The 25557-nt window shown below is 33.1% G+C and carries 18 protein-coding genes; 6 read left to right on the top strand and 12 right to left on the bottom strand.

The features are described 5' to 3' along the window. Positions 1–18: 18 nt before the first annotated feature. The 6 genes from AC3E9W_RS08545 (at position 19) to AC3E9W_RS08570 (ending at position 13765) form a co-directional block, all read left to right on the top strand. Entirely contained in the window at positions 19–3714 is a 3696-nt protein-coding gene (locus AC3E9W_RS08545) for a two-component regulator propeller domain-containing protein (RefSeq protein WP_488768045.1), read from the top strand. A 175-nt stretch (positions 3715–3889) separates the two neighbouring features. Then, positions 3890–6859, top strand: a complete 2970-nt coding sequence (locus AC3E9W_RS08550; protein WP_488768046.1) for a SusC/RagA family TonB-linked outer membrane protein — start codon at positions 3890–3892, stop codon at positions 6857–6859. Between the two features lie 16 nt (positions 6860–6875). Continuing rightward, positions 6876–8618 (top strand): RagB/SusD family nutrient uptake outer membrane protein, encoded by a 1743-nt coding sequence (locus tag AC3E9W_RS08555; RefSeq protein WP_488768047.1) that lies wholly within the window; start codon positions 6876–6878, stop codon positions 8616–8618. A 259-nt stretch (positions 8619–8877) separates the two neighbouring features. Next, complete coding sequence (locus tag AC3E9W_RS08560) at positions 8878–10659, top strand: alkaline phosphatase (protein WP_488768048.1); 1782 nt, start codon at positions 8878–8880, stop codon at positions 10657–10659. A 260-nt stretch (positions 10660–10919) separates the two neighbouring features. Continuing rightward, positions 10920–13190, top strand: a complete 2271-nt coding sequence (locus AC3E9W_RS08565) for a GH92 family glycosyl hydrolase (protein ID WP_488768049.1) — start codon at positions 10920–10922, stop codon at positions 13188–13190. A gap of 11 nt (positions 13191–13201) precedes the next feature. After that, positions 13202–13765 (top strand): hypothetical protein, encoded by a 564-nt coding sequence (locus AC3E9W_RS08570; protein WP_488768050.1) that lies wholly within the window; start codon positions 13202–13204, stop codon positions 13763–13765. 77 nt (positions 13766–13842) lie between these two features. Here the strand turns inward: AC3E9W_RS08570 and AC3E9W_RS08575 are convergent, their stop codons facing one another. The 12 genes from AC3E9W_RS08575 to AC3E9W_RS08630 all read right to left on the bottom strand — a co-directional run bounded on the left by AC3E9W_RS08575 (position 13843) and on the right by AC3E9W_RS08630 (position 25251). Then, positions 13843–14343, bottom strand: coding sequence for a hypothetical protein (locus AC3E9W_RS08575; RefSeq protein WP_488768051.1), 501 nt, complete (start codon positions 14341–14343; stop codon positions 13843–13845). Between the two features lie 2 nt (positions 14344–14345). Further along, complete coding sequence (locus AC3E9W_RS08580) at positions 14346–15299, bottom strand: hypothetical protein (protein ID WP_488768052.1); 954 nt, start codon at positions 15297–15299, stop codon at positions 14346–14348. Beyond that, the gene (locus AC3E9W_RS08585; RefSeq protein ID WP_488768053.1) at positions 15283–15807 is read right to left on the bottom strand and encodes a hypothetical protein; all 525 of its coding nucleotides are present in this window, start codon (positions 15805–15807) and stop codon (positions 15283–15285) included. Before AC3E9W_RS08585 ends, AC3E9W_RS08580 begins: the two co-directional genes overlap by 17 nt. Then, a complete protein-coding gene (locus AC3E9W_RS08590; RefSeq protein WP_488768054.1) occupies positions 15800–16987 on the bottom strand; it encodes a hypothetical protein in 1188 nt (395 codons plus the stop codon). Before AC3E9W_RS08590 ends, AC3E9W_RS08585 begins: the two co-directional genes overlap by 8 nt. Positions 16988–16989: 2 nt before the next feature. After that, complete coding sequence (locus AC3E9W_RS08595; RefSeq protein WP_488768055.1) at positions 16990–18846, bottom strand: type II secretion system protein GspD; 1857 nt, start codon at positions 18844–18846, stop codon at positions 16990–16992. Between the two features lie 51 nt (positions 18847–18897). Next, on the bottom strand, positions 18898–20301 hold the full coding sequence (locus AC3E9W_RS08600) for a GspE/PulE family protein (protein WP_488768056.1): 1404 nt from the start codon (positions 20299–20301) through the stop codon (positions 18898–18900). Positions 20302–20784: 483 nt separating this feature from the next. Then, positions 20785–21219: a type IV pilin protein gene (locus AC3E9W_RS08605; protein WP_306160331.1), complete on the bottom strand. Its 435-nt coding sequence runs from the start codon at positions 21217–21219 to the stop codon at positions 20785–20787. A 63-nt stretch (positions 21220–21282) separates the two neighbouring features. Beyond that, positions 21283–22404 (bottom strand): type II secretion system F family protein, encoded by a 1122-nt coding sequence (locus tag AC3E9W_RS08610; protein WP_488768057.1) that lies wholly within the window; start codon positions 22402–22404, stop codon positions 21283–21285. Next, positions 22401–22901, bottom strand: a complete 501-nt coding sequence (locus AC3E9W_RS08615) for a PulJ/GspJ family protein (protein ID WP_488768058.1) — start codon at positions 22899–22901, stop codon at positions 22401–22403. The genes AC3E9W_RS08610 and AC3E9W_RS08615 overlap by 4 nt, the downstream gene beginning before the upstream one ends. Beyond that, positions 22885–23223 (bottom strand): hypothetical protein, encoded by a 339-nt coding sequence (locus AC3E9W_RS08620; RefSeq protein ID WP_306160324.1) that lies wholly within the window; start codon positions 23221–23223, stop codon positions 22885–22887. The genes AC3E9W_RS08615 and AC3E9W_RS08620 overlap by 17 nt, the downstream gene beginning before the upstream one ends. Continuing rightward, positions 23198–24409, bottom strand: a complete 1212-nt coding sequence (locus AC3E9W_RS08625; protein ID WP_488768059.1) for a hypothetical protein — start codon at positions 24407–24409, stop codon at positions 23198–23200. The genes AC3E9W_RS08620 and AC3E9W_RS08625 overlap by 26 nt, the downstream gene beginning before the upstream one ends. Continuing rightward, positions 24409–25251: a toxin-antitoxin system YwqK family antitoxin gene (locus tag AC3E9W_RS08630; RefSeq protein WP_488768060.1), complete on the bottom strand. Its 843-nt coding sequence runs from the start codon at positions 25249–25251 to the stop codon at positions 24409–24411. Before AC3E9W_RS08630 ends, AC3E9W_RS08625 begins: the two co-directional genes overlap by 1 nt. Between the last annotated feature and the right edge of the window lie 306 nt (positions 25252–25557).

A 25557-nucleotide genomic window follows, 5' to 3' on the forward strand; every position in this document is an offset into this window, starting at 1 on the left:
GGGTTAAATTACTACACAATGATCAGGTCTTTATTTTTCTTCTTTATTTTTAATGTATTCGCCTTTGGACAGCAGATTAAGTTCGAAAATTTTACAACAAATCAAGGGTTGTCCAACAACTCGGTAAATGATGTAGAAAATGACAGCAACGGAGGCTTATGGATTGCTACTTGGGATGGTCTAAACTACTTTGATGGTTACAATTTTAAGATTTATAAAAACGACCAAAATAACGATAAAACGATTTCTAGCAACTACGTTACCAAATTAGAAAAAGATGCTGCGGGCACTATCTGGCTTATTACAAAAGAAGGGCATATCAATCAGTATTTAGGGCAACACGAGTTTAGAAATTTCAAATTTAAAAGTATTCCGAAAGATATTCATTTGTCTGAAAAAGGAAATATAGTAGTTCAGACCAAGGATGGTTATTACGAATTTAAAAACAACTCTTTTTCTGTAATTGCTTATAACAAAGTAAGATCAACCGATTTTACCAATCTTAAAAATATACTGCTAAGAAAATATCCGAAACTGACCATCAATGATATTTTAAAAGATAAAGAGGGTAATATTTGGTTTGCTACGCGCGAAAATGGAATTTATATCATTACAAATGATTCCGAAGAAAATATAAAGCATTTTACTTCCGATTTATATTCGCCGTATTCTTTTAAAAGCAATGAAATAGAAGCGCTTCATGAAGATGATTTCGGAAATATTTGGTTGGGGTTAAAAGACGGCGGTTTAAGTATGGCATACACGGGTTCTGAAAAAATAAACCTAATCGCGCCACATCCCGTAAAACAGCCTAATCTGCCAGCCGAAACAATCAGAGCCGTTACCAAAGACGCCAAAGGCAAAATCTGGCTCGGATTCTACACGAGAGGTCTTTACTATCTTAATGAAGGAAATGGTTTTTTCGAAAAATTTAAAATTAATCAGGCTGCTTCTGTTCCCGATTGGGAGCGCATAAGAACGTTATTTACCGCAAGTGATGGATCGGTTTGGGCAGGAACGTACAAAGGCATTTTGCGAATTAAAGACAATAGCTATACAAGTTATGAGAATAGCGGTATTCCAGGTTTATCTATTGCTAGATGTTACTCGATGTGCGAAGACCAGAACAAACAGATTTGGATGGGCTGTTGGGGAGGACTTGCAAAATTTAATTTGCTGTCAGGAAAATTTGAAAAATTTAAAGGACAAGAGTTGCTAAATAAATACCACATCAGATGTGTTAGAAAAAACAATCAGAATCTTATACTGGCAACAGAAAACAGCGGGGTAATTGTTTTTGATTTAAATACAGGTACTTTAAGAAATATTACTGCAAAAGATGGAATTTTAGGCAATAGCATTTATTCTGTTTTTGTTGACAAACAAACCGATAATTATTGGATTGCTTCTCTTGGTGGTGTGAGTATTTTTAATAAAAAAAGGGGGCTAATAAAAAATTTTACTGAGAATGACGGACTTCCGAGCCACATGGTTTATGGGCTTATTGACAATGGCGACAAAATTTGGGTCAGCACTACAAAAGGAATTGCTTCAATTCATAAAAAAAGCTACAATGTTGATTCTTATAATCCGTCGTATGGATGGCAGGCTCCCGAATTTTCTGAAGGTGCTTATTATCAGGATTCTAAAGGAAATATGTTTTTTGGAGGAGTGGGCGGACTGAATTATTTTAATCCAAGTACCATTTATTGTGATAATGCCCAAGCCAAAATAAAACTGAAAATAGATGGAAACGAAAATTATCTGAAAACCATTGAAAAGAGTTTTAGCAATAATGAATTGGAAATAGAAGTAATACCAATTTTGTTCCCAAGAAATAAAAAAGCGAATATCTACTACAAACTAGAAGGAGAAGATGACGACTGGGTTTTGTTGCCTGCAAACAATAAAATTGAGTATACCGATTTATCGTCTGGCAAACATCGGTTTTTAATAAAACAAGGAAAAAATGGAACAGTTGAACCTGTCTTTTTTGAACTTCAAATTGGTGCAGCGTTTTATGAATCGGGATTGTTTTATGTTTTCTTAATTGGTTTTGTGCTTGTTGTCTGCGTAATCGCAATGTACATTAAAAACAAAGCGGTTGTTTCTCAGCAAAAATATTTGGAAGATCTTGTAAAAGCGCGAACGACTGTTATTGAAAATCAGAAAAAAAATCTAGAAGAGATTAACAATGAACTGGATCAGAAGAATAAGAAAATAGTAGAGCAGAAAGAAAAGCTTTTGATTCTGCACAGCAATTTGAAAAATGAAAATTTTGAAATCGAGAAATTTAAAACGTTCATGCTGGCTGAATTTCAAGAACCCATTTCGCAAATAATTAAAATTTCCAGTTCATTTAAAAAAGATACGGAAGCGCACAAAGATTTGACGCTTCAGTCTGGAAAATTGGTCAATTTGATATCCGAATGGAATTATCTGGAACATGTAAAAGAACTTGGACCTTTAAAAAAGACGGCGACAAATTTGTTTCCAGTATTAAAGAATAATGTCGAAAAATTGAAAAAAGACCTTCAAATAAATCAAGTGAATTTCAATTGCGAAATAACGAATCAAGATTATTTCGCGGCTGTAGATTTGCTTCGTTTAAAACTCTCGCTTCAATATTTTTTTAATGATTTAAGCAAATATTCAGATAAAGACAGCACTTTGAAAATTACGATTGGATATGAAAAAAATTGCCTAGAAATCAAAACCACTTCTGACAGTGTTATTTTAAAAAATAACTGGTACAATATTTCTCATTACAGTCCTTACTTTAGAGCGTTGCAGGTTTTATTGCAAGATTTAGAAGGAGAAGTGCTGTATTCATCAGAAGAGCATTTCAAGGCGGTTTTGCGTATTCCGATACAAGCTGTAGAAGAAGATTTAAGTTTGAAAGAAACCATTTCGTGGAAAAATTTCAATTCTCAGGAGCAATTTTCTGAAGATAAAAAATGTCTTTTGGTTTTTAGTGACGAATATAATAATCCTGCTGCAAATCAGGTTTTGGAAAGCGAAAATTATAACTTAATGTTTGAAAATTCGGTTTCGAATCTAAACGCTGCAATCAAACACAGTGAAATTTCGGCCATCGTTTTTTATCAGGCAGAATTCTCCAAAGAACTGCTTCATTTCTTAAAATCAAATAAAGAAAATACGAATGTAAAAATTCCACTGATTTATATTTCTGAAGATATTAACTACGAACTTGATGAACAATTGCTAGAATTAGGCATTGATACGCATATTAAACTTCCTGCTCGCGCTTCATTCATAAAGAAAAAAATAGACAGCTTGATCGACCAAAATCAAGAACCGGTAAGAGAATATAAAATTCAGCAGAAAATATTTGAAATCTTAACAGAGGACAATGAACATATTACTGCAAATGAAAAACTTTTGAAAAGAGCTTTAGAAATTATTAGAAAGCAATTGCAAAACCCTTTATTTAATGTCGAATTATTGGCAGACGAATTGGGAATTTCGAGAGTAAAATGCTACCGCTTATTCAAAGAAGCTTTAAATCAGTCTCCTTCAGATATACTAATGTCACTTCGCCTTCAGAAAGCAGAAATGTTGCTAAAAACGAAGAAATTGAATATTTCTGAAATCAGTTTTGAGTGCGGTTACAATGATCCGAAATATTTTGGACGCTCTTTTAAGAAGTATTTTGGAAAAAGTCCGAAAGAATATAAGGAGTTATCTCTGTAGGTTTTGTTAGGACTGTATTTACAGAAAGTTAGGGTAAAGTTAATGAGCAAAAACACCCCTTTTTTGATGTTAATTATATCCTAAATTGAATTAAAAGTCCTCTTTTGAAAAACAAAAATCCTCCTCTTGGAGGGATCGTTAAGATACTTTTGGCAAAACAAAAAAAGTATTTTAAATGAAAAAAATTTATGCATTTTTAATTCTTGTTTTAGGATGTATGTCATATTCCTATGCGCAAGTAAATGTATCGGGAGCTGTAGTTTCTGATGTTGAAAAAATACCAGTTCCTGGAGTCTCTGTATTTATTAAGGGAGAACCAAGAGGAGCCGTAACAACTGATTTTGATGGGAAATTTGTAATTAAATCACAGCAAAACTCAGGTGTTTTAGTTTTTTCTTACGTAGGATTCCAAAAGAAAGAGGTTTCTTTTTCTGGAACTCAAAAATTGACTGTTTCATTAGCAGAAGAGGTGAGTACTCTTAATGAAGTAGTAGTTGTAGGTTACGGTTCTCAAAAGAAATCTGATGTTACAGGAGCAATTGGTTCTGTTAAAAGCGAAAATTTCAACAAAGGAGTCGTATCAAATGCAGGACAATTGATTCAGGGTAAAGTAGCCGGAGTTAACGTTGTTGCAGCAAGTGGCGAGCCTGGTGCAGCTCAAGATATTATTATTCGTGGAGCAGGAAGTTTACGTTCGGGAACTACACCACTTTATGTAGTTGACGGATTTGCATTAGACAATTCTGGAACAGGGGTAGCTTCTAACCCAATGAACTTTATTAATCCGCAGGATATCGAAAGTATCGAAGTTCTTAAAGATGCATCTGCCTCTGCTATTTACGGTTCGAGAGCTGCTAATGGTGTAATTGTAATTACAACTAAAAAAGGATCAAAAGGGCAGACTAAAATTGATCTTTCTATGACTACAGGAATTTCGACTTTGGCAAATAAAGTAGATGTTTTTAGTGCTGACGAATTTAGAAGAAGTGTTGCAGCTGTAAACGGAACTTTACTTGACGGTGGAGCAAATACAGACTGGCAAGATGAATTGACAAGAACTGGAGTTTCTCAAAATCTTAATTTATCTATGAGTGGAGGAACAGACAAATCTACTTATGCCGCTTCATTAGGTGCAGATAGCCAGCAAGGTGTTTTACAGAATAGTGATTTAAAACGTTATACAGGACGTTTAAATTTAAATCAGAAAGCACTTAATGACAAATTTAATATTGCTTTTAACATGACAGCAACTAAACTGGACAACTCAAGACCAGATGCTAGAAGTGTAGTTGGAAATATGCTAACAATGAATCCTACGGATGCAGTTTATGTTAACGGACAGCCAAACCTTAATTTGAGCAATGATATTTTAAATCCGATGATCAGTCAGAGCTTATATTCTGATGAAACAACCAACAATCGTATTTTGGCAAATATTTCTCCATCTTTTGAATTTATAAAAGGATTAACGTATAAATTCAATCTTGGTGTAGATTACTCCATGTCAGAAAGAGATGTTCAAGTTTTACCGTACGCATCTGCTACTAATACAACTTTGGGTACTGTAAATAATATTGCAACTAATAATAATAACGTTTTATACGAAAATACATTAACGTATAACTTTAATAAAAAAGCGCATAGCTTTACAGTTCTTGCAGGTCAGTCTTATCAGAAAATCCAAGTAAATCAAAAGAATTACAACTTTAGAGGTTTTCCTAACAATGGTGTTGAACCAAAAAATCAGATTGGAGCAGCAAGTGAGCTTGTGAGTAAATATTCTACTGCAGTAGAAAATGAATTACAGTCATTCTTTGGAAGATTAAACTACGCATATGATAATAAATATCTTCTTACTGCTACTATGCGTGCTGACGGTTCTTCTAAATTTGGTGAAAATAACAGATATGGATACTTCCCATCTGTTGCCTTAGGATGGAATATTACAAAAGAAAATTTCTTAAAGGATTCTGAAACTTTAAACAATCTAAAATTAAGAGCGAGTTGGGGACAAACTGGTTCTCAAGAAATTCCTTCTAAAATTACTAAAGCTAGTTATACAGAAAGTAATTCAGGAAACAATACCTATCCTCTTGATCCATCTGCTGTAGATTTAGGAAGTTATCCATATGGAACAATCTTTACACGTTTGGCTAGTCCAGATATTCAGTGGGAAGTTTCAACACAAACAAACGTTGGTCTTGATTTTAGTTTGTTTAATAATAGATTATCAGGTACTGTAGATTATTTTAACAAAGTTTCGAGTAAACTATTGCTTCAAATTGCACCAACAGATCCTATTCAGCCTGTTCCAATGTACTACACCAATATTCCAAATATGGAAATTAAAAACAATGGTGTCGAGGTGGCATTAGATTACAGTAGTGATAAAAGTCGTGATTTTTCTTATAGCATTGGAGGAAACATCTCATTTACAAAAAATAGAGTAGAAAATTCAGCTTATAAAATATTAACTACAGGAGGTGCGCAAGGTGGTGGACAATCAGGAGCAACTATTAATGGTATTGTTAACAATCAGCCAATCGGTTCATTTTACATGCTTGACTTTGTAGGAATTGGTCCTGACGGTTTAAATCAATTTGCTGATACAAATGGAGATGGGCAAATTCTTGATGATGACCGTATCGTTGCTGGAAGCGCTTTACCAGATTATATCTATGCTTTCTATTTGAATTTAAGATATAAAAACTTTGATTTTGGAGCTAATTTCAATGGTGTAGGTGGTAATGAAATTTACAACCACGTAGCAATGACTTCATTCAATAGAGGAAATTTGGCTAACTCTTTTAACACTACAGACAGAGCTACACAATATTTAAACGAAGCATCTACAAACTCTAATACAGTTTCTACAAGATATTTAGAAAAAGGAGACTACTTAAGATTAAATAATGCTACACTAGGATATAATTTAAGTCCTAAATTAATTGGATTAGGAGATGTAATGGATAACATTCGTCTTTCTGTAACAGGACAAAACTTATTCGTAATTACAAGATACAGCGGTTATGATCCTGAATTAAATATGGGAACTTCTATTGGAGAAATTCAGTCTTTTGGTATTGACTATTTCAGTTATCCAAGAGCGAGAACTATTGTATTTGGTCTAAACGTGGCATTTTAATAAAAAATAATAAAACATGAAAAATAAAATAATAGTAGGAGCACTGGCATTCAGTTTATTATTTACTTGGAGCTGTACCGACTTAGAAGAAAAAATATTGGATGAATCCTTAAATGGAATCGGACAAGCAGAGGCAGTAAATGGAGCAATTGCTCCAGCTTATGGTCAATTAAAATCAACTTGGATACATACGAACAATTTTGGTTTACAGTTAATTGCTAGTGACGAAGGTATTTTGCCTTACAGAGGTGGTACTGACTGGTATGATGGAGGTAAATATTTAGCAGTTCATGCACATACAACGACCCCTACAAATGATTTGGTAACAAGTACTTGGAATGAAATTACCATAAACCTTTCTAGAACATTATCAGCAATTGAAGTACTTACTCCTCTTGCCGAAGCTGGAAATGTAGAAGCACAAGGAGCTCTTTATGAAATGAAAGCCTTAAGAGCTTATTTAAGTATAATGACCTTAGATAACTGGGGAGTTGTATTTAAAAAAGAATCATCTACAATAAACTCTGAAATTATTCGCGGGGCAGATGCTGTTAATTATATTGAAAGTGAATTATTGTCTGTTGCTGATGTAATCAACAAAGACAAAGGGCCTGGAAGAATGACGCAAGCTGCAGTTTGGGGACTTCTTTCTAGATTGTATTTGAATGCAGCAGTTTATCGTGATCCTTATGGTACGCCATCATTTGCTCCAGCAGATATGGATAAAGTAATCAAATACACCGATAATATTGTGAACTCAGGTAAATTCAGTTTATCTCCAGAATATTTTGATTTATTTGATGATAATAACAATACAAATAAAGAAGTCATTTTTGCATTAGACCAGCGAGGCGTTATCAAAGAAGAGCATAACCGTTGGGCATATTGGTCAATTCCTGGCTCAATGTTTCCAAGACCTGAAAAAATTGATGCTGACGGAACTGACGGACCAGCTATTACATCTGATTTTTATCAAACTTGGGTTGATGCTTACGGATCTGTAGATCCTGCAGATGCTGATGCCAGATTTTATAAAAACAATGCAAAAGTGCCTGCTAACTTAAAAGATCTTACAGGATTCAGTCCTTTAAATGATGAGAACCATTACTACTGTGTAAAAGCAGAAGACTTTGAAATCGACAGAGGAATTATGAGAGGTATTCCGTGGGCTGCTAGAAAAGATGCTAACGGCGCGTTTTACAAATGTGATACGGGTTACAGAATCTACCCGGTTAAACAAATTAAAGGAAACGGACCAGATAAAAATGTGGGTTATGTAAACCTGACGCTTAAAGTTGATTTTACAAAAGAAGGAAGTATGCACTATTCTGGTTATAGAGTATCTAAATACCAATTTAGCCACACATCTCCAGACGGAAATAACTTTAGTAGTGTAGATATGGTTTTGCTGAGATATGCTGAAATCTTGATGATGCGTGCTGAAGCTAAACTTAGAAAAGGAGATAACGCAGGTGCATTAGCAGATATGAATACAGTTAGAACGTCAAGAACGGCTCGTGCTCCAATTCCTGCTGCACTTCCTGCAATCAATTTAGATATTTTGTATAGAGAATATGGTTTTGAATTTTACTGGGAAGGTTTGAGAAGAAATACTCAGATTCGTTTCAGCCATTTTGAAGATAAATGGACAGAAAAAACAGATACTGATGTAAAGAAAAGATTGTTCCCGATTCCTCAAAAAGCAATTGATGGAGCTTCAAATACGCCAGGATATCTAGTTCAGAACGAAGGATACTAGTTTAAGTTTTGTTTTTTTATATTGAATTAAAGACTGCAGTTTATTTATACTGTACCTAAAAATAGCAGTCTTTTTTGTGTTAGTTGTTTTAAACAGGGCTGATAAAAAAGCCCTGTTTTATTATGCATTTGAAAAGTTTATTCCCCAAAAAGCTTTTTATATTTTTCGAATTATGAAGTCTAGAATTACGGCTTTATACCACACCTTTTTTGCCCCTCAAAACCTACGTTTTTTCTAAAATTCAGTAATTAATTCTAAAATGAAATTATCATTTATATTTAGCCTTTTGTTCTTCTCCTTTTTAGGAGCGAACGCACAAAATCCAGTCAAAGTGCATTCGCATAATGATTACAATAATACGATTCCGTTTTGGGATGCCTATTCGAATGGAGCAACATCTATTGAAGCCGATATTTTTTTGAAAGACAATAATCTCTATGTTGCTCATGATAAAGAAAGCATTACCGCTTCTAGAACTTTAGAAGAATTGTATTTAAAGCCTTTAGAAACGGCTTTAAAAATGAATTACAAAAAAGGAAACCAATTATTTTTATTAATAGACCTAAAGACTGAAGCGGAGCCAACGCTTAATAAACTTATTTCGATTCTAAAAAAATATGAAGCGATTACCAATAATAAAGATGTAAAAATTATTATTTCGGGAAATAGGCCAGAAGCTTCAACATATATAAAATATCCGAGCTTTATTTTCTTCGATTTTCAAGAAATAGACAAAACCATTTCGAAAGAGAACTGGGAAAAAGTAGCGATGATAAGCGTTGACTTTAAAAAATATTCAGTTTGGAACGGACTGGGGAGATTGACACATGATGATTATAATCGCGTAAGTGCTGTTATTGCAAAAGCAAAAACATTAAATAAACCATTCCGATTTTGGGGCTGTCCAGATACAAAAAGTGCCTGGAAAGCTTTTTTAAATTTAGGAGTTGATATTATTAATACAGACAAGCCTTATAATTGTGTTCATTATCTGGAATCTTTCCCTAAAAGATTTGTAACCGCTACAAATTCGTCAAAAGTTTATATTCCGACCTATAAAACTGATCAAAAAAATCTGCCTGTAAAAAATGTTATTCTTTTAATTGGAGACGGAAATGGATTATCTCAAATCTCTTCGGCAGTTTTAGCCAATAACGGAGCTTTGTCTTTAACACAATTAAAAAGCATTGGTTTTATAAAAACACAATCAGCAGATGATTTTACAACCGATTCTGCAGCGGCTGGAACTGCTTTAGCAACAGGACAGAAAACCAATAACCGAGCTATTGGAACTGATAGTTTGAGAAAACCAATTTCAAATATTTCAGAAATTTTACAAAAAAGAAATTTCTCAACTGGTGTCATTTCTACAGACGAAATTACGGGCGCAACGCCAGCTGCTTTTTTTGCGCACAGAGAAGAAAGATCTGATTCTAAAGGAATTTCAGAAGATTTATTAAAAAGCAAACTAAACCTATTTGTGGCAGGAGGAGCGTCTGAATTTAAAAATACTGGTGTAAATTCTAAATTTAAAATATTGAATTCAGTTAAGGACATGCAATCAGAAAACAGTGAGGCTGTTGGTGTTTTTATTTCACAAGGCAGAGTTCCATCAGTTTTAGAAGGAAGAGGAGAATTATTAGCAGATGCGACAAAATACAGTTTGGAATTTTTAGGCAAGAAGAAAAAGCCATTTTTTCTGATGGTTGAAGGTGCGCAGATTGACAGTTTCGGACACGTTAACAATGCCGCGGGAATTGTTGCTGAAACAATAGATTTTGATACAGCGATTGCACAGGCTTTAATGTTTGCAGATCAAAACGAAGGAACTTTAGTTATTGTTACAGCCGATCACGAAACCTCAGGATTTGCAATTCCACAAGGAAATGTAAAAAAGCATGAAATTGAAGGCGATTTTATAACTAACGATCATACAGCAACCATGGTTCCAATATTTGCTTATGGCCCGCATTCACAAGATTTTCAAGGAGTTTATGAAAACAATGAAGTGTTTCATAAAATACTTTCAATTTTAAAATAATTGAAACTCAAAAGTATTAATAATAGAGTTTTTAATTTTTAAACACATAGAAACATAGCTTTTTGGATAGCTAAAAAAGGCGTTTCACTTACTAATAAAACACATAGCTATGTGTTAAGAAACGAGTTTCTTTTTGATACCCTTCAGCTAAGTCTAAAAAAATCTATGTCTCTATGTGTTTAAAAAATAATCTTTGTAATCTGTGAATCCCGATAGCTATCGGGAGTGGCTAAAAAAACTTTTAAAGAAATTATTAAGCAATGAAGATATATAGTAAAAATATACTTTTCGGAATATCATTTTTGTTCACGCTAAGCATAAGTGCACAGAAAACCGTTCACCAATACGTTGATCCAATGATTGGTTCTGAAGGTGTAGGGAGGGTTTTTGTTGGGCCATCTTGCCCGTACGGAATGGTAAAACCAAGTCCCGATTGTACAGTTCATCCTAATAGTGGCTGGCTTTCAATGCCGAAAGAAGTAACAGGTTTCAGTCAAGTTCACGTAAGCGGAACGGGAGGCGGACCTAAATATGGCAATATCTCTATTATGCCATTTTCTGGAGCTTTGGATAAATTGGATCAAACCTCTTACCGAACTGAAGAAAACGTAAAGTTGGGGTATTATGAAACTGTTTTTAAGGAGAATAATATCAAAACAGAAATTACGACTGGAGAAAAAGTTTCTTTTTACAGATTTACTTATCCTAAAAACAAATCGAAAGAATTAAAAATAGATCCTGGATTTTTTCTGGGAGAGCAAGACGAACCCGATGGACGCGAAGCGCAGATGTTTGTGGGTTCTCAAATCGAGATTGTTTCAGATACAGAAGTTCGCGGTTACAGCAGAATTCGCGGAGGCTGGAACAACGGACGTGCTTATGCCGTTTATTTTTGGGCCGTTTTCGATCAGCCCATTGCCAAATATGTGACTTTTAAAGACGGTAAATTTTATAACGAAAAAGCGCAGTTTGATTCGGGTAAAAAAACGGCAGCACTTTTATCTTTTGGAAATTCAGGAAAAGAAGAAGTAAATGTCAAAATTGGAATTTCATTTTTAAGCGAATTAAAAGCAAAAAATAATATCGAAGTTGAAATTCCAAATTGGGATTTTAATGCTGTTTTAGCTTCTCTAGAAAATAAATGGGAGAATTTATTAAGCAGAATCCAACTTTCAGAAGATACTTCAATAGAATATAAAAAAATGTTCTACACAGGTTTGTATCATACGATGATTATGCCAGTGAATAGAACAGGCGAGAATCCGCTTTGGACAAATGACGAACCGTATTATGATGATTTTTATACCATTTGGGATACTTTCAGAACTTCAAGTCCGTTAATCACGCTGATCGATTCTAAACGTAAAGTCGAAATCATCAATGCGATGCTGAATATTTACAAGCGAGAAGGCTTTTTACCTGAAGGAAGAAGTGGTAACGATAACGGAAGAACACAAGGAGGTTCTAATGCTGAGGTGGTAATTGCCGATGCTTTTGTAAAAAATCTAAAAGGTATAGATTACGAATTGGCATTGCAGGCGATGCTCAAAGATGCTACAGTTCCTCCGGGTGGAAATGAAGAAAAAGAGGGAAGAGGCGGACTTATCGATTATCTAAAATTAGGGTATGTTCCATACGGTACAGACCGCGCCGGAAATAGAACGATCGATTATTCGTATAACGATTACAATATTGCTACAGTTGCCAAAGGTTTAAGCAGAATGGATTTATACAATCAGTATATGAAACAAGCGGACAGCTGGCAGAATTTGTGGCGTGCCGATTATGAAAATAGAGGTGCAAAAGGATTTATTATGCCAAAAGACAGAGACGGAAACTGGTTGGATGATATTGTTTTTGGTGAATCAAAAATTCAGAAACCTACTTTTAAATATACGCCAGTTATTATCGAGTCGCCTTGGTATGTCTGCCATTGGTGCGTATTTTTCTACGAAGGAAATTCATGGGAATATTCACTGAGCATTCCGCATGATGTTCCAGAATTAGTTAAAAAATCTGGCGGAGAAAAAGCTTTTGAGAACAGGCTTAATATTCTTTTCGATTCTAATTTATACAACGTGGCTAACGAACCGTCTTTTTTAACTCCGTGCTTGTATCATTGGATAGGGAAACCGTACTTGAGCAGTGATAGAATTAGGACTATTATCAAGAATAATTTCAATACTTCTCATGCAGGATTGCCTGGAAATGACGATTCGGGAGCGATGTCTTCGTGGCTGGCTTTCCACATGATGGGATTGTATCCAAATGCTGGACAGCCATATTATCTCATCAATTCGCCTTTGATTGCAGAAACGACTATGCAGTTGGAAAATGGTAAAAGTTTTAAAATCACGACTAGAAAGATGAGTGATAAAAACAAATATATCAAAACCGCTTTTTTAAACGGAAAATCCTATCAGAAAGCTTGGATTTCGCACGATGATATTAACAACGGAGGCGAATTAATTTTAGAAATGGATTCTAAACCTTCAGCTTGGGGAACGACAATTTTACCGCCGTTAAAATAAATATTCAAAAGATGAAAAAAGTACTTTTATCCATTCTAATCTGTTCGGTTTATCAAATTGGAAAGGCACAAAATATAATCCCGACGCTTAAAAATAATACCGAACTGCATTACAGCTGTAAACTTCACGGACAAACGAGAACTTTGTCGTTAAAGACAGATTTAACCAATGATGCACTTACTTTCAAATTGGAAACTAGAGGCGTAAAAAGCAGTATTGTAACCACAAAAGAAGGACTAAAGAACGGAAATGTGTTAAGTTATAGTCAAGGCGAATACGCACCAGTATTGAATTTAAAACCATCAGAAACCTTTTTTATGATTTCACAATCGGCTTATCAGGATTTGGTTCAAAATAAAAAGTTTGTTTATAATAATACGACCTACGATTTGATCGAAAATGATTCAGAAACTGCTGTAGTTCTGGATGGAAAAGCAGTAGAAGCCTTTCACATAAAAGCGAAAATCGATGAAACCGAAATGTGGATTGTCAAAAATCCAGAGTTTCCTTTAATCTGCAAAGTGATCAAAAATCCGCTAGGAATAAACTGGACATTAGTTAAGATTGTACCTTAAAAATAAACAAAAATAAATAGAACAGCCCCCAATGTTCATGAAACCCGCCTGACTTTTTTAAAAAAGGGCGGGTTTCTTTATTTTATATGTATTATTCTGCGCTGTGAATTAAAAAAAACTTCTACAGAGTCTTTAAATTTTTTCTTCACTACTAAGCCATTTACTTCATTGTTCAATTTCAATTTATGCAGTTTAGAATCTATTTTTAAGAGTACTAATTCTTGATCATTAGATTTTATATAACCATAATACTGTAACTGTGGCCAGCTAATATTGGAGTTTACTTTTGGAGCTGGTGCTGCTTTTATCACTTTTTTTGCTGGAGCATGATAAGAAACTGAAGCAACAAATGCAGGTTTTTCATTATACTGTTTATTTAAAAAAGGATCACGGCCAATTTTTTTTAATTCAAAAGTATCTTTATTAATTTTTTTTAGAGATACATTATGATTCGATATTTCGGTATTTGCGAAGCCATCATTATCGGTAAAATAACGTTTTATAGTTCTATAACCTACGGTTCCCCATAGGCTTAGAACTACAATAATTAGAAGTATATTAATTTTCTTTTTTGCCATTATTAATTAACTGTAATCTTAAATCCTGTACTGTTAGTTCCGATGTTTCCAGCAACGTCAACAGCTCTTACTCTCCAGAAATACGTTCCTGCAGTAGCAAAAGTATAGGATAGTGTTGTTGTATTACTATTTAATGTTTGAAGATTGGAAGTAAAATCTACATCCGTTGCTATTTCTACTACATAAGATATTGGCGATTTTATGTTTCCAATATCTGAAGCAATGGTCCAAGTAAAACTTGCTGCAGTATTTACTGTTTGAGTAGCATTATCAGCAGGCAATGAATTTTTTGGCTGATTTGGAGCGGTTGTGTCAACATTGAACCTTTTTGCTGCATATTGCCTTGTCTCAGTTTCAGCATTTTTTGCTTTTACTCTCCATTCATAATTTCCGTCAGCAAGTTCTGGTAGATCCAATGTTAAGTAAGTATCTGTTAAGTCTGTTTGTGGGTAAACTTCTTGGCCAGTTACTGTATTTACTACTCTTACACTATAAGAAGTGGCGTTATCAAGCTGTTCCCAGTTTAAGGTGATATTGGTAAAATTTAGATATTTGTCACTATCTGGAGTTAATAATATAACCTGCTGATTGGTTAAATCATCTGGAATATTTGTTGAAAAGTTGGATGGAAAAGAATAGGTCGATTGATAAGCATAATTTTCTGCTCGCACACGCCAGATATAACTTCCTGCAGCTAGGGGTAAAGTTAAATTGGTCTTTGTAGTTAACGAATCTAAAATAAGAACCTGATCGTATTCGTAAACCTGAACGCGGTACTTATCAGCACCTTTTAAGCTATTCCATTTAAAGTTAACTACGTTACTTTCTACAACAGCATCTTTTGTTGGAGAAATAACTTGTACGATATCATTGGTAATATCTTCTTCAAGGATATCATCACAAGAGAATATAAAAAGAGAAAGGCTGATTAATAGAATTTTATTTAGTGTTTTCATAGTTTTGAAAAATCATTTTTAAATGTAAAACTTCAGATTTATTATTATTTTTTTTAGTGGTGTAAAAGTTCTGGCTCACCATTCGAGAATAGTTGAATTTTTTTTCAAAATTATAGGCCAGTTCTAATAATTGATTCGCATTTCCAGTGACGTCCAATTGATTGGTTATAATGTGATAATCTGTTTCTGGATAATCATGAATGGGCTTTAAATCGTTTATCGAAACTCCAGAATTTGTACTGGCAAAACTGATTATTTCTTGCTGGACCATTTCTTTTGTTACGCCTTCTTTGCCAATTATTTTGTTCAAATACTCAACATCGTTTTTAAGAGTTCCAGTATTTTTTGCTTTTTTATTGATATCATCTGCCTTTTTTGAAAGTTCTCGATATTCTGAAACAACATCAAACAAGGTGTGAAAGGATCTTTTGTATGCCGTTATCGACAGCATAAAAAAGATTCCGATCAAAGCATAAAATTTCTGTTTATAGGAATAATTTTCAAACATTTTTAAGTATGATTTTTATTTCAAAAATTGATTTGTTCTTTTTGTCTTTTTTTAAGCTGACGATTTCGAAACGTTGCATCCAATCCATTTTTTTTAGATTTTCTAGCCATGAATTAAATGATGATTCTTGAAAAGTTTCGCCTTTAATAATTATGGAACCGCTTTCAAACAAAGCTTTTTTGTTTTCTTTATATTCTTCTTTTAAGGGAGCAATATTTAATTCGGTTAGAGAAATAGCACTCGGAATTGTTTTCATAATCTCATAGCTATAAAAAGAAAAAAACTTAGAAGACAAAACTCCTGATTCTTTTAAGAGATTGAGTTTCTTTTCTTTTTGAGCTTCTAAATCCAATATTAGCTGATAGGATTGATTAGAATAAACAGTCTGAAGATTGAGTTCAGAGTTTTTAGTGCCATAATATTGAATCAAAAAATAACTGATTAATAACGAGATTAGAAAAGCCACAAGCATTCCGATGCCAAGAAAATTAAACGCTTTTTTATATACTAATTCCTCATTGTTTAAACTAGCATTTACCGTTTTAGAAACTTCTTTTGGCTTTACAAAAAAATGAATCACAGAACCGTATAGAGGAAGGAAAATATTTGATATTGTTTCTTCACCAATTTGGTAATTTACAGCATTTGGCGTTTCATTTTGTTTAGAAAAACTGGAGAGAATATCATTCTCAAATTCAAGTTTTAAATCGGTAGAATACAGAACTTCTCTTTTTAAAGTACTATTCAGTAATGCGCCAAGAAACGAACCAATGTAAACATCAATGATCTCAAAACCAGTTTTTCGAAATTGAGAAATGCTTTCTTCAACAATGTTTTTTCTGCAAAAACTCATGAAATTGGAATTTTTCCCTTTCAGATCAGTATAATAAATGGTATTAAAATCGATATTTTTCTGCCAGTTTAAATCGGCTTCATTTTCAAAATTAATTTCTTTGTTTAAAACTCCTTTTCCTTCAATAAGAAGTAAAACGGGTAATTTTTTATCTGCAGTTTTTACTACACTTTCAAAGTTTTCAAAGGTTTGTTTGGAGACAATAGAAATCTTGTTTGCTTTCTTTTTTACAGTAAGCAAATTATAAATTTCGTAACCTTCTTTTTTAATTACGCCAACAACATTTAAGTCGTTTATTTTAATGAATTTAGATAAAGTGGCGATCATTATTAGTAAATAACTGTTGGTTTAATAAAAATGTGAAGTTTCGAGTCACTTTTTCCTTTTTTCCTACTGCTGAAGAACCATTTTACAACTGGAATTCTCGAAAGCAATGGCGTTCCTGTTCCAGAGTTTTCTTTTTTCAATTCATCAAGACCTCCCAATAAAATCATTTCGCTGTTTTTAACTCTGACAAGCGATTCAAATTTTTGAGTTGCTTTTCCAGGAGGCGCATCTTCACCAACTCTTGCCAAGAACGAACTTTTTTCTACCGCGATGGTCAAAGTAACATTTTCGTCTGTAGAAACATAAGGCTTGATAGAAACACTAAGATTTGCATCTGTAGATTTCCACGTTCCAGAATTTAAAATATCATTTCCGATATTGTTATTTATCAGCCTGTTATTTTGTTCAAAATAGTAGCTTGTTTCACCAATAGACAGTTTTGCTTCGTGTCCGCTAATGGTCGCAATTTTAGGTGTCGATTCTATTTTTAAAGCAGAGTTATTCTCCAATAATTTTAAATTTAGATAAAATGATTCGGTTACTTTTCCTAGTTTAAAAAGTCCAAAACCATTAAAAGCATCTATCAAACTATTTACAGACGAACCGTTTAAAGTGACATCTGAGTTTGGAAATAACACACCGCCAGTTTGAACTTTGTTGATTTTGTCAAGACCTGCTTTCATTCCAGTTTGAATGTCATACGCTTTATTGTACTGCACAATAATAACTTCGATCTGTACCATCGGAACAACTTTATCAATTTGTTTGATGTAGACTTTTAATTCCTCCAGTATAGATCTAGAACCAGAAACGATTAAACCATTTAGTTCTATGAATTCTTTTATTTCCAGTTTTTCTGAAAAGACCTTTGGAAGAGTAGAAACAACAGATTCAATAGATCTGTTTTCAAGCTGAATCATTTCGGTGATACGTAATCCTTCAGTAGCTTCTTCACCAATTAAATAAAAATTGTCCTGTTTTTTGTATGTATATTTTTTTCCTTTAAATATGTGAGCCAAAAGGTCATCAAATGTTATGTTATCAGCAGAAAGCGTTGTTTTTTCATTTTCTGGCTTATTGTATAAAAAGTAATTAATATGAAGTTTCTCTGCCGCTTCGGTTAATAAATCAGATGCATCTGCGATGTAAGCGCTAACTTGTAAAAAACCATTTTTATTAATATTTACTTCGTAATATCCAGGAACACCTAAGCTTGCTTTTGGCTGTTTTGCCTTCGGTCCAGTTGTTTGTGCGCTCAGATTCTGAGCCGTGCCTTTTTGTAAAAAATAAATGCCACTATCGTCTTTTGTAGCAGTTAAATCATTTGATTTTGCCATCATTTCGATAACTTGATCAAATGGGCGGTTTAGCACGTAAGAAGAAACTTTGATGTTTTTTACATCCTGCGCTAAGAGTAAATTTTTTCCCGATTTATCTATTATCGCTTTTGCAACAGCAGACAAAGTATCGTTTTCGAGCTTAACCGACAAGAAGTCATTTTGCGGATTATAGGCTACATCTATTATTTTAGGCTGTTTTTTTTCTACTACAGCAACAATTTTTCTCTTTTTAAAGACAATAATATTGCTCATAAAAGAAACATCGATGTCATATTTTTGAGCAAGATGCAGGAAAACATCTTTTACAGTGACGTCAAAAAAGTTGTTGGCAACTGGCTGATTTAATTCTGTATCTACATCGACATTTAATTGATGTTCTTCTGCTATTGAAGCAATGAAATCATGAAGAGTAAGTCCTGAAACATCAATTTTAATGGTTTCATTTAATCCCTTTTTTTGTACTGAAAATTCGTCAAACTTTCTGCGCAGTTCCGTTAGATCTTGCTGAGCAAAAATCATGTTTGAAAAAAATAACGCAACTAGTGCGAAAACGATCTGTTTAAGCATTATTTATATGTTTATTAAAATTGAATAAATTTCTTCTAGAGATGTTTCTCCTGCAGCTAAAATCTCAAATGCTTTTTCAGGCAGTGATTTATAATTGCTGTCATTACTGTATAATTTGGTAATGGTGTTATTTTTAATAGCTTCTGCAATGGTATGGTCGATATTTAAGATTTCATAAATCGCCGTTCTTCCTTTGTACCCGGTATGAAAGCATTTGTTGCATCCCACTGGCTTATAGTAAGATGAGATTTCATAAGGAAATTTGAAATTAAGAGGGAAATCTTTAGTATCGCATATGGTTTCTTTTTTACAGTCACAAAGTTTTCGAATCAATCTTTGTGCAACAGACAAGTTTAAAGTTTCTGCAATTAAATACGATGGTACACCCATATCGATCAATCTCGAAATAGTTCCAATCGCAGAATTCGTATGAATTGTTGATAAAACCAAATGCCCCGTTAATGAAGCTCGAATCGCCATTAAAGCGGTTTCAGAATCACGAATCTCTCCCAACATAATTACATCTGGATCTTGACGTAAAAAGGATTTTAAGGCAGAAGAGAATGTTAAACCAATATCTTCTTTAAGCTGTACCTGATTAATTCCTTTAAGCGTATATTCAATAGGATCTTCTACAGTAACGATATTTCTTCGGCTGTCATTTAATAATCTTAAAGTAGCATAAAGTGTAGTCGTTTTTCCAGATCCCGTTGGACCGCTAATTAGAATAATTCCGTTTGGTTTTTTAACCGCTTCCAGATATTTTTCTAATTCTTCTTTCTGCAAGCCTAGCGTGTTCAAATCAATATTTGAAGCATCTTGACCCAGAAGACGCATTACTATTTTTTCTCCGAATAAAGTAGGCAAAATCGAAACCCTGATGTCAAAAGATTCATTGGTGATTCGTCCGTCTTGCGGAAGCCTTTTTTCGGTAATATTCAGCTTTGCTTTAATCTTAACTTTATTGACCAGTTCCAGATAATTTTCCTGCTCAATCTTGTAACGTTCAATTAATTGTCCATCAATTCTGAAACGAATTCGAGAGGAATTTTCATAAACTTCAAAGTGAATATCACTGCATTTTAAAGACTTAGCTTCGGCCAATAAATTTTCAAGAAAATCACCTTTGTCAACACTTAATGATTTGTTTGAAGTTAAGGCACGTTCTTTTCTATAATAAATAGATAATGCTTTTTCAATTTCTGCAGATTCTGCAGAATGGAAAACAATATTTTTGCCTAAAAACAGCTCCAGCTCTTCTTTTGCATCTTCTTTATTGCTAGAATGATCTACGTAAACTTCAATTGTATTCTCGTGTAGCGATTTCGGAATAATGCGGTATTGATTGGCCAAATCATTTGATACAACATGCTGTATTTCTGGAAATATTTCTATTTTTTGTATCATCAGAATAAGGTTAGTTTTTGAAAGGTTAGAAAATAGTCTTTCATTAAAACAGTGAATAGAAACAAAGCCGAAAAACCTGCCAGGGGAACCGTATTTTCTTTAATGAATTTTTTCAGTCCAAACTGCATTACAATGGCAAAAACAAGAGATAGAATGAAAAATAAAATATAGTTTTTTAATAAAAATAAAGGGCTGACAGCGATATAAAACAGCAAATCTCCCAATCCAAAATAGTGAAGGAAAGGGTTGAGAATTTTTTTAGATTTCAAACTCATATATAGCGTAAGAAACCCTAAAGTAATTAGGAAAAAAACGGTATTGTATGCTACTATTTCAGCTAGTTCGTATTTTTTTACAGGAATAACAAGAAAAGAAATTATGAAAATAGCAAGCGGTAAAACGACATGTATTTTACGAAATCTCCAATCTTGAATAAAAACTAATGCTAAACAAAGCAGCAAGATTATTGAGGCTAGTTTCAATTTATTCTTTGGTTACTTCGGTTAATATTTTTTTGCTGTCGATTTCCCAAGTATTAAAACTGCCATCGCCATCCAAGTCTGAAGTAGCGGTTGCTCTTGCTAAAAACGAATCATTAGTAGCATCGATAATTTCAATTTTGTATACTGCCTGACCGCCTTCATCTACAGTTTTTTCTTGTTCAAAACCAATTTCTTCTAGGCTTCCAGAGTATTTTGAATGTCTGTAGAAATAGCTTTTTTCTAAGCCATAAACCTGATTTAGCATAGCTTGCGCTTCAATAGCCTTTGCTTGCCCAATTACAGAAGTCTGATTCGGTAAAACCATCAATAATAATATACCGATGATGCATAATACAATTAAAATTTCCGTTAGCGAATAGGCTTTAACGTACATTTTTTTATAAGAGTTGTGGTATTTTTTAATGTGCTTTAACATTTATATTTTTTTTAATTTGTTATTTTATTTGGGAGTTTGGGTTAAAGTGAATCTGGATTACGGTTATTTGTTTATTATTTTACTTAAATCGAACATTGGTGCATACATCGAAACCATAATGACACCTACAATGGCACCAATTACGATAATAATCATAGGCTCTAGGATTACTCCAATCATTTTGGTCTGATGGCTAATTTCTTCATTGTATTGTTCGGTTAATCGTTCAAACATAGTTTCTAGCTGATTGACTTGTTCTGCGACTTCGACCATCGAAACCATTTTATTTTCAAAAACATTGTGTTTTTTTAAACTTTCGTGTAATGAAGCTCCTCGCGTGATGTCTTCTTTAATTTGCTGAATTGCAATCTCGATAGGATAGAAGCTGATCATTTTACCGGTTAGGGTTAAAGAATTAATCAAAGTAGTTCTTGATGTAATCAATAAATTCATTGCCTGGCAAAAACGAGATATGTATATTTTACGAATTAAATTTCCAAAATAGGGGATTTTTAAAAGCATTGCGGTTGTAAACGCCCTATAACTATCCTTGTTTTTTAATAAAAAATGAACAACTGTTAGTCCGACAATAAAGGCAATTACGAATGAAAATATCATTCCTGAATGATTTGAAATTTTTAAGATAATCTGCGTGCTTTTTGGCAATTCGCTTCCAAATTGTTTAAAAACAGAACTAAACATCGGAACCACTTTGTTAAGCATAAAATACAAAACCAAAATAGTAACCAGCATTACAATTGTCGGGTAGGTCATAACCGAAACAATCTGTCTTTTCATTTGAATTTTTCGGTTAAAATACTTCTGTAATTCACCCAAAACTTCCTCTAGTTTTCGAGTTTCTTCGCCAATTTGAATGCTATAATATTCGTAAGGAGAAAATTGATCGGTTTCGCGCATCGACTCGTAAATGCTTCTTCCTTCAATTACTTTTTCTTTGATGCCTATTATGAGCTCTTTTTCAAATTTATTATCAGATTGATTGCTTAAAATTTCCAAAGCTTTTTTAAAATCGACTCCAGATCGCAAAAGCATTCCCAGCTCTCTGTAGAAAATCTCTTTTTTCTTATCAGAAAGTTTTTTTGAAAGCTGAAAAGAACTCGTTTCAATCCTGAAATCTTTTTTCTCGGCTTTCGGTGCTTTATATGTAGATAAATCGAAACTCATTGATTTTTAATCTTTTGTAATAATTCGTTTGGATATACTCTTTTATAAAATCGTAGATCCAGTTCTTTCTCGTTTGATTCGATATTTAGTTTAATTTTTTGATAAACAAATTGTTCCGATTTGCTTTTTACCGTATCCAAAATCATTGTTTTTAATTTGATTTGAAAAGTGTCCACAAACGTTTCGCTATTTCTTAAAATAACATCATCAAAAAATTGGTATGAAACTCTTTCGCCAGCATATCCATTAAAATAAATTTCATTTTCTGAGGCAATCATTTTTTCATTTTCAAAAATATCTTTGTTCAAACTATATGTTAATCGATTCAAATCGTTTACCAATTGATTCTGATTTTTAAAATCAATCATTCTTCCGCTCACAATTGAAAAAATAACAAACAAAATTCCCATAATAATAGCCGTAACAGCCATGCCTACAATTGCTTCTATGATAGAAAAAGCACCAACAGAATAATATTTATTAGGGCTTTTGGACATAAAAAGTTTTTTCAAATTTGAACTGTGTACTATCTTTATACTGCACAGAAATCTTTTTCAGATTTTCGTTTACAGTTTCTTCTTCAATTAATAAATTTTCATTTTCATCATTCGCTATAGAATCATTTTTTATCTGCGATAAATAAAAAAGTTCGTTTACTTTATTCTGCGTGCTGTAAAATTTAGCAGACGTTTTTGGCGTATAAACCGATGCAAAAATCATCACAGCAAAATAGAGGCAAACCGATATAATCGTTAATGCAATAACAGATTCCAGCAGCGAATTCGCGTGTACTTTACAACACTTTTTTAATGACTCCATAATTGGTTGTTTCTGTGCTGAATAACGGAACTGAAATAAAATAATCTGGTCGCTTTGTTGTATTAATTTCAATATCGCTGATTAAATTATCATACGATGTTGAGCCTGTTTTTATAAAAAAACGATTGGTATAAACAGAACCGTAGACATTACTTTTAAGCATTAATTTTCCTGTACAATATAAATCTCCAAAAAGAAGACCTGAGTCGTCTATTTCTATGCTGTGTTTGTCAATAACATCTATTTTGTTTCCAAATAAAACCACGGCACCAGAGATTTTACACTCTTTTTTTATTTTAATTTTTGATTCTTCTGCACCTTCGTTATAAACACAAACTACAGATGGATAATTTAATGTTACTTTTTCTTCAAGTTCAATTCCTTTAGTTGCAAAGGCTTGCACTGTGCCTTTAAAACCTTCTTCAAAAGTTATCTTGGGAGCGATCAGAATTATATCTTCTAAAACCGTATTTTTTCTCACCCTAATAGAATCTTCAGATCGTAAAATGAAGTTGCCTTTAAATATAATATTGTTCAGATTCGGGTTTACTGTAATGTCTTTTGTAGCATTTAAAAAGGAATTATAGTAGAGCGAATCTTTGGTTTTTTCTAGGTCTGCAAGCTTCACTTTTTCAGATTTAAGACCCAAAAAGATCTTTTTAAAATCGGTATTAATTTCTGGAAGCGTTGGCTCAGAAATTGTATTTTTTCCTTCATTTTTAAGCTCGTTGAGACTATTGTTTATGTACGAAGTCTCAATAAAAGTACTCGGTAACTGATTGTCTCCAACGAGTTTTACTTTTCCAGAATACGATAGCGATTTTGATAAATTGGTTAAATAGATTGCATTTTTATCTAGACTTCTAACTCCGACAAAATGTACTGATGAAACAGTGTCATTTGAGATATAAGATTTTGCCAAGATCAAAGTGAGCAGGCCATAAGGTTTTGCTTCAAAACTTCCTTCTATACTGGTTTTTTCATCTTTATCAATTTCGGCTGGCTGGATTTTATTTCCTAATGCAAAATTCAAAACAGACTGATTTTGGATGTATAGTTCTTCTTGCACATTATAATACAAATTAAGCTGATTGTACAAGTTTGAAAAGTACAACAGGGCTCCGCAGATTATTGAAACAATTAAGCAGATATAAATGGCATATAGCAAACTATGAGCTTTAACCATTATTTTGGCGCTTTATCTTTCTTTTTGAAAATGTTCTTAAAAAAGCTTTCTATTTTTGAATCTTTTTTAGGTTCATTTTTAGCTTTTTCTTTTGCTATTTTCTTCGCTTCTTTTTCGGCCGCTCTTTTTGCTTTTTTATCAGCTGCTGCTATTTCATTTTCTTTTTTAGCTTTTTCTTTTGCCTGTGCTTTTTCTTCTTTTGTTTTTTCTTTATAGGATTTCAATTTCAATGCATCCGAAGTAGCCTCAAGTTCTTTTTGAGATTCTTTTGCATTTTCAGCCTTAATATTTTCTTGTTTAATTCTATATTGTTCTGATTTTGTAATTACTTCTTTTTTCTTAACAATTACGCCATTTTTATATGTGATGATTTCTTGTGATTCAGCATTTGTCCATTTCCCAGTCTTTAAGTTCGAACTATATTTTCCGTTTTCAACTAAATTTCCGATATCGTCATATCTCAAGAATTTGCCACAACGTAAACCGTTGCTATAGTGAAGGATGGAGGCTAGTGCTCCGTTTTTGTGCCAAGTTTTCCATTCTCCAACACGGAGTCCGTTTTTAAATTGGCCTTGCTCTGCTAACTGATTGCTATGATACATTTTGGTGAACTTGTCATTTAAAAGTTCGCCCGCAATTCCGCCTTGAGCTTCATGAATAAGTCCGCCCTTAAACCAAAAATAGGTTTTAGAAGTTTTAGGGTTGATCTTTTTATCTGTAGTGTAAAACTCATATCTAAAATCTTTATCCGAAATCCTTTTAATCATATAAGGATCGCCGAAAGAAATTAGAGTAAAAGAAAAAAGAATTAGAATATAACGTGGTATTGTTAATGTTTTCAAGGGGCCGCTTTTATTTTTAAACGGGGGCAATTTAGTTTTTTTTGTAAGAATACAAAAATAAATTCTCTGTTAGGTAAAAGTTTTTTTTAAGAGAAAATTTGTAGGTAATTTTTAAGTGCTAAAGATGTAAATGTACAGTAATAAGTCGCGCGCCTAACTTACGATTATAAGTTTTTACATGTTATTTATTTTTGTTAAAATTATGTTAATTCGTGTTTTTGCGTTTTTTTTACGGGAAGCCGTAGGCACCCTACTCGAAATCTTGATATATTATTTTTTAGAGCAGCCTTTGAATGTAAAAAAATC

The sequence above is a fragment of the Flavobacterium sp. 38 genome, assembly GCF_057799715.1.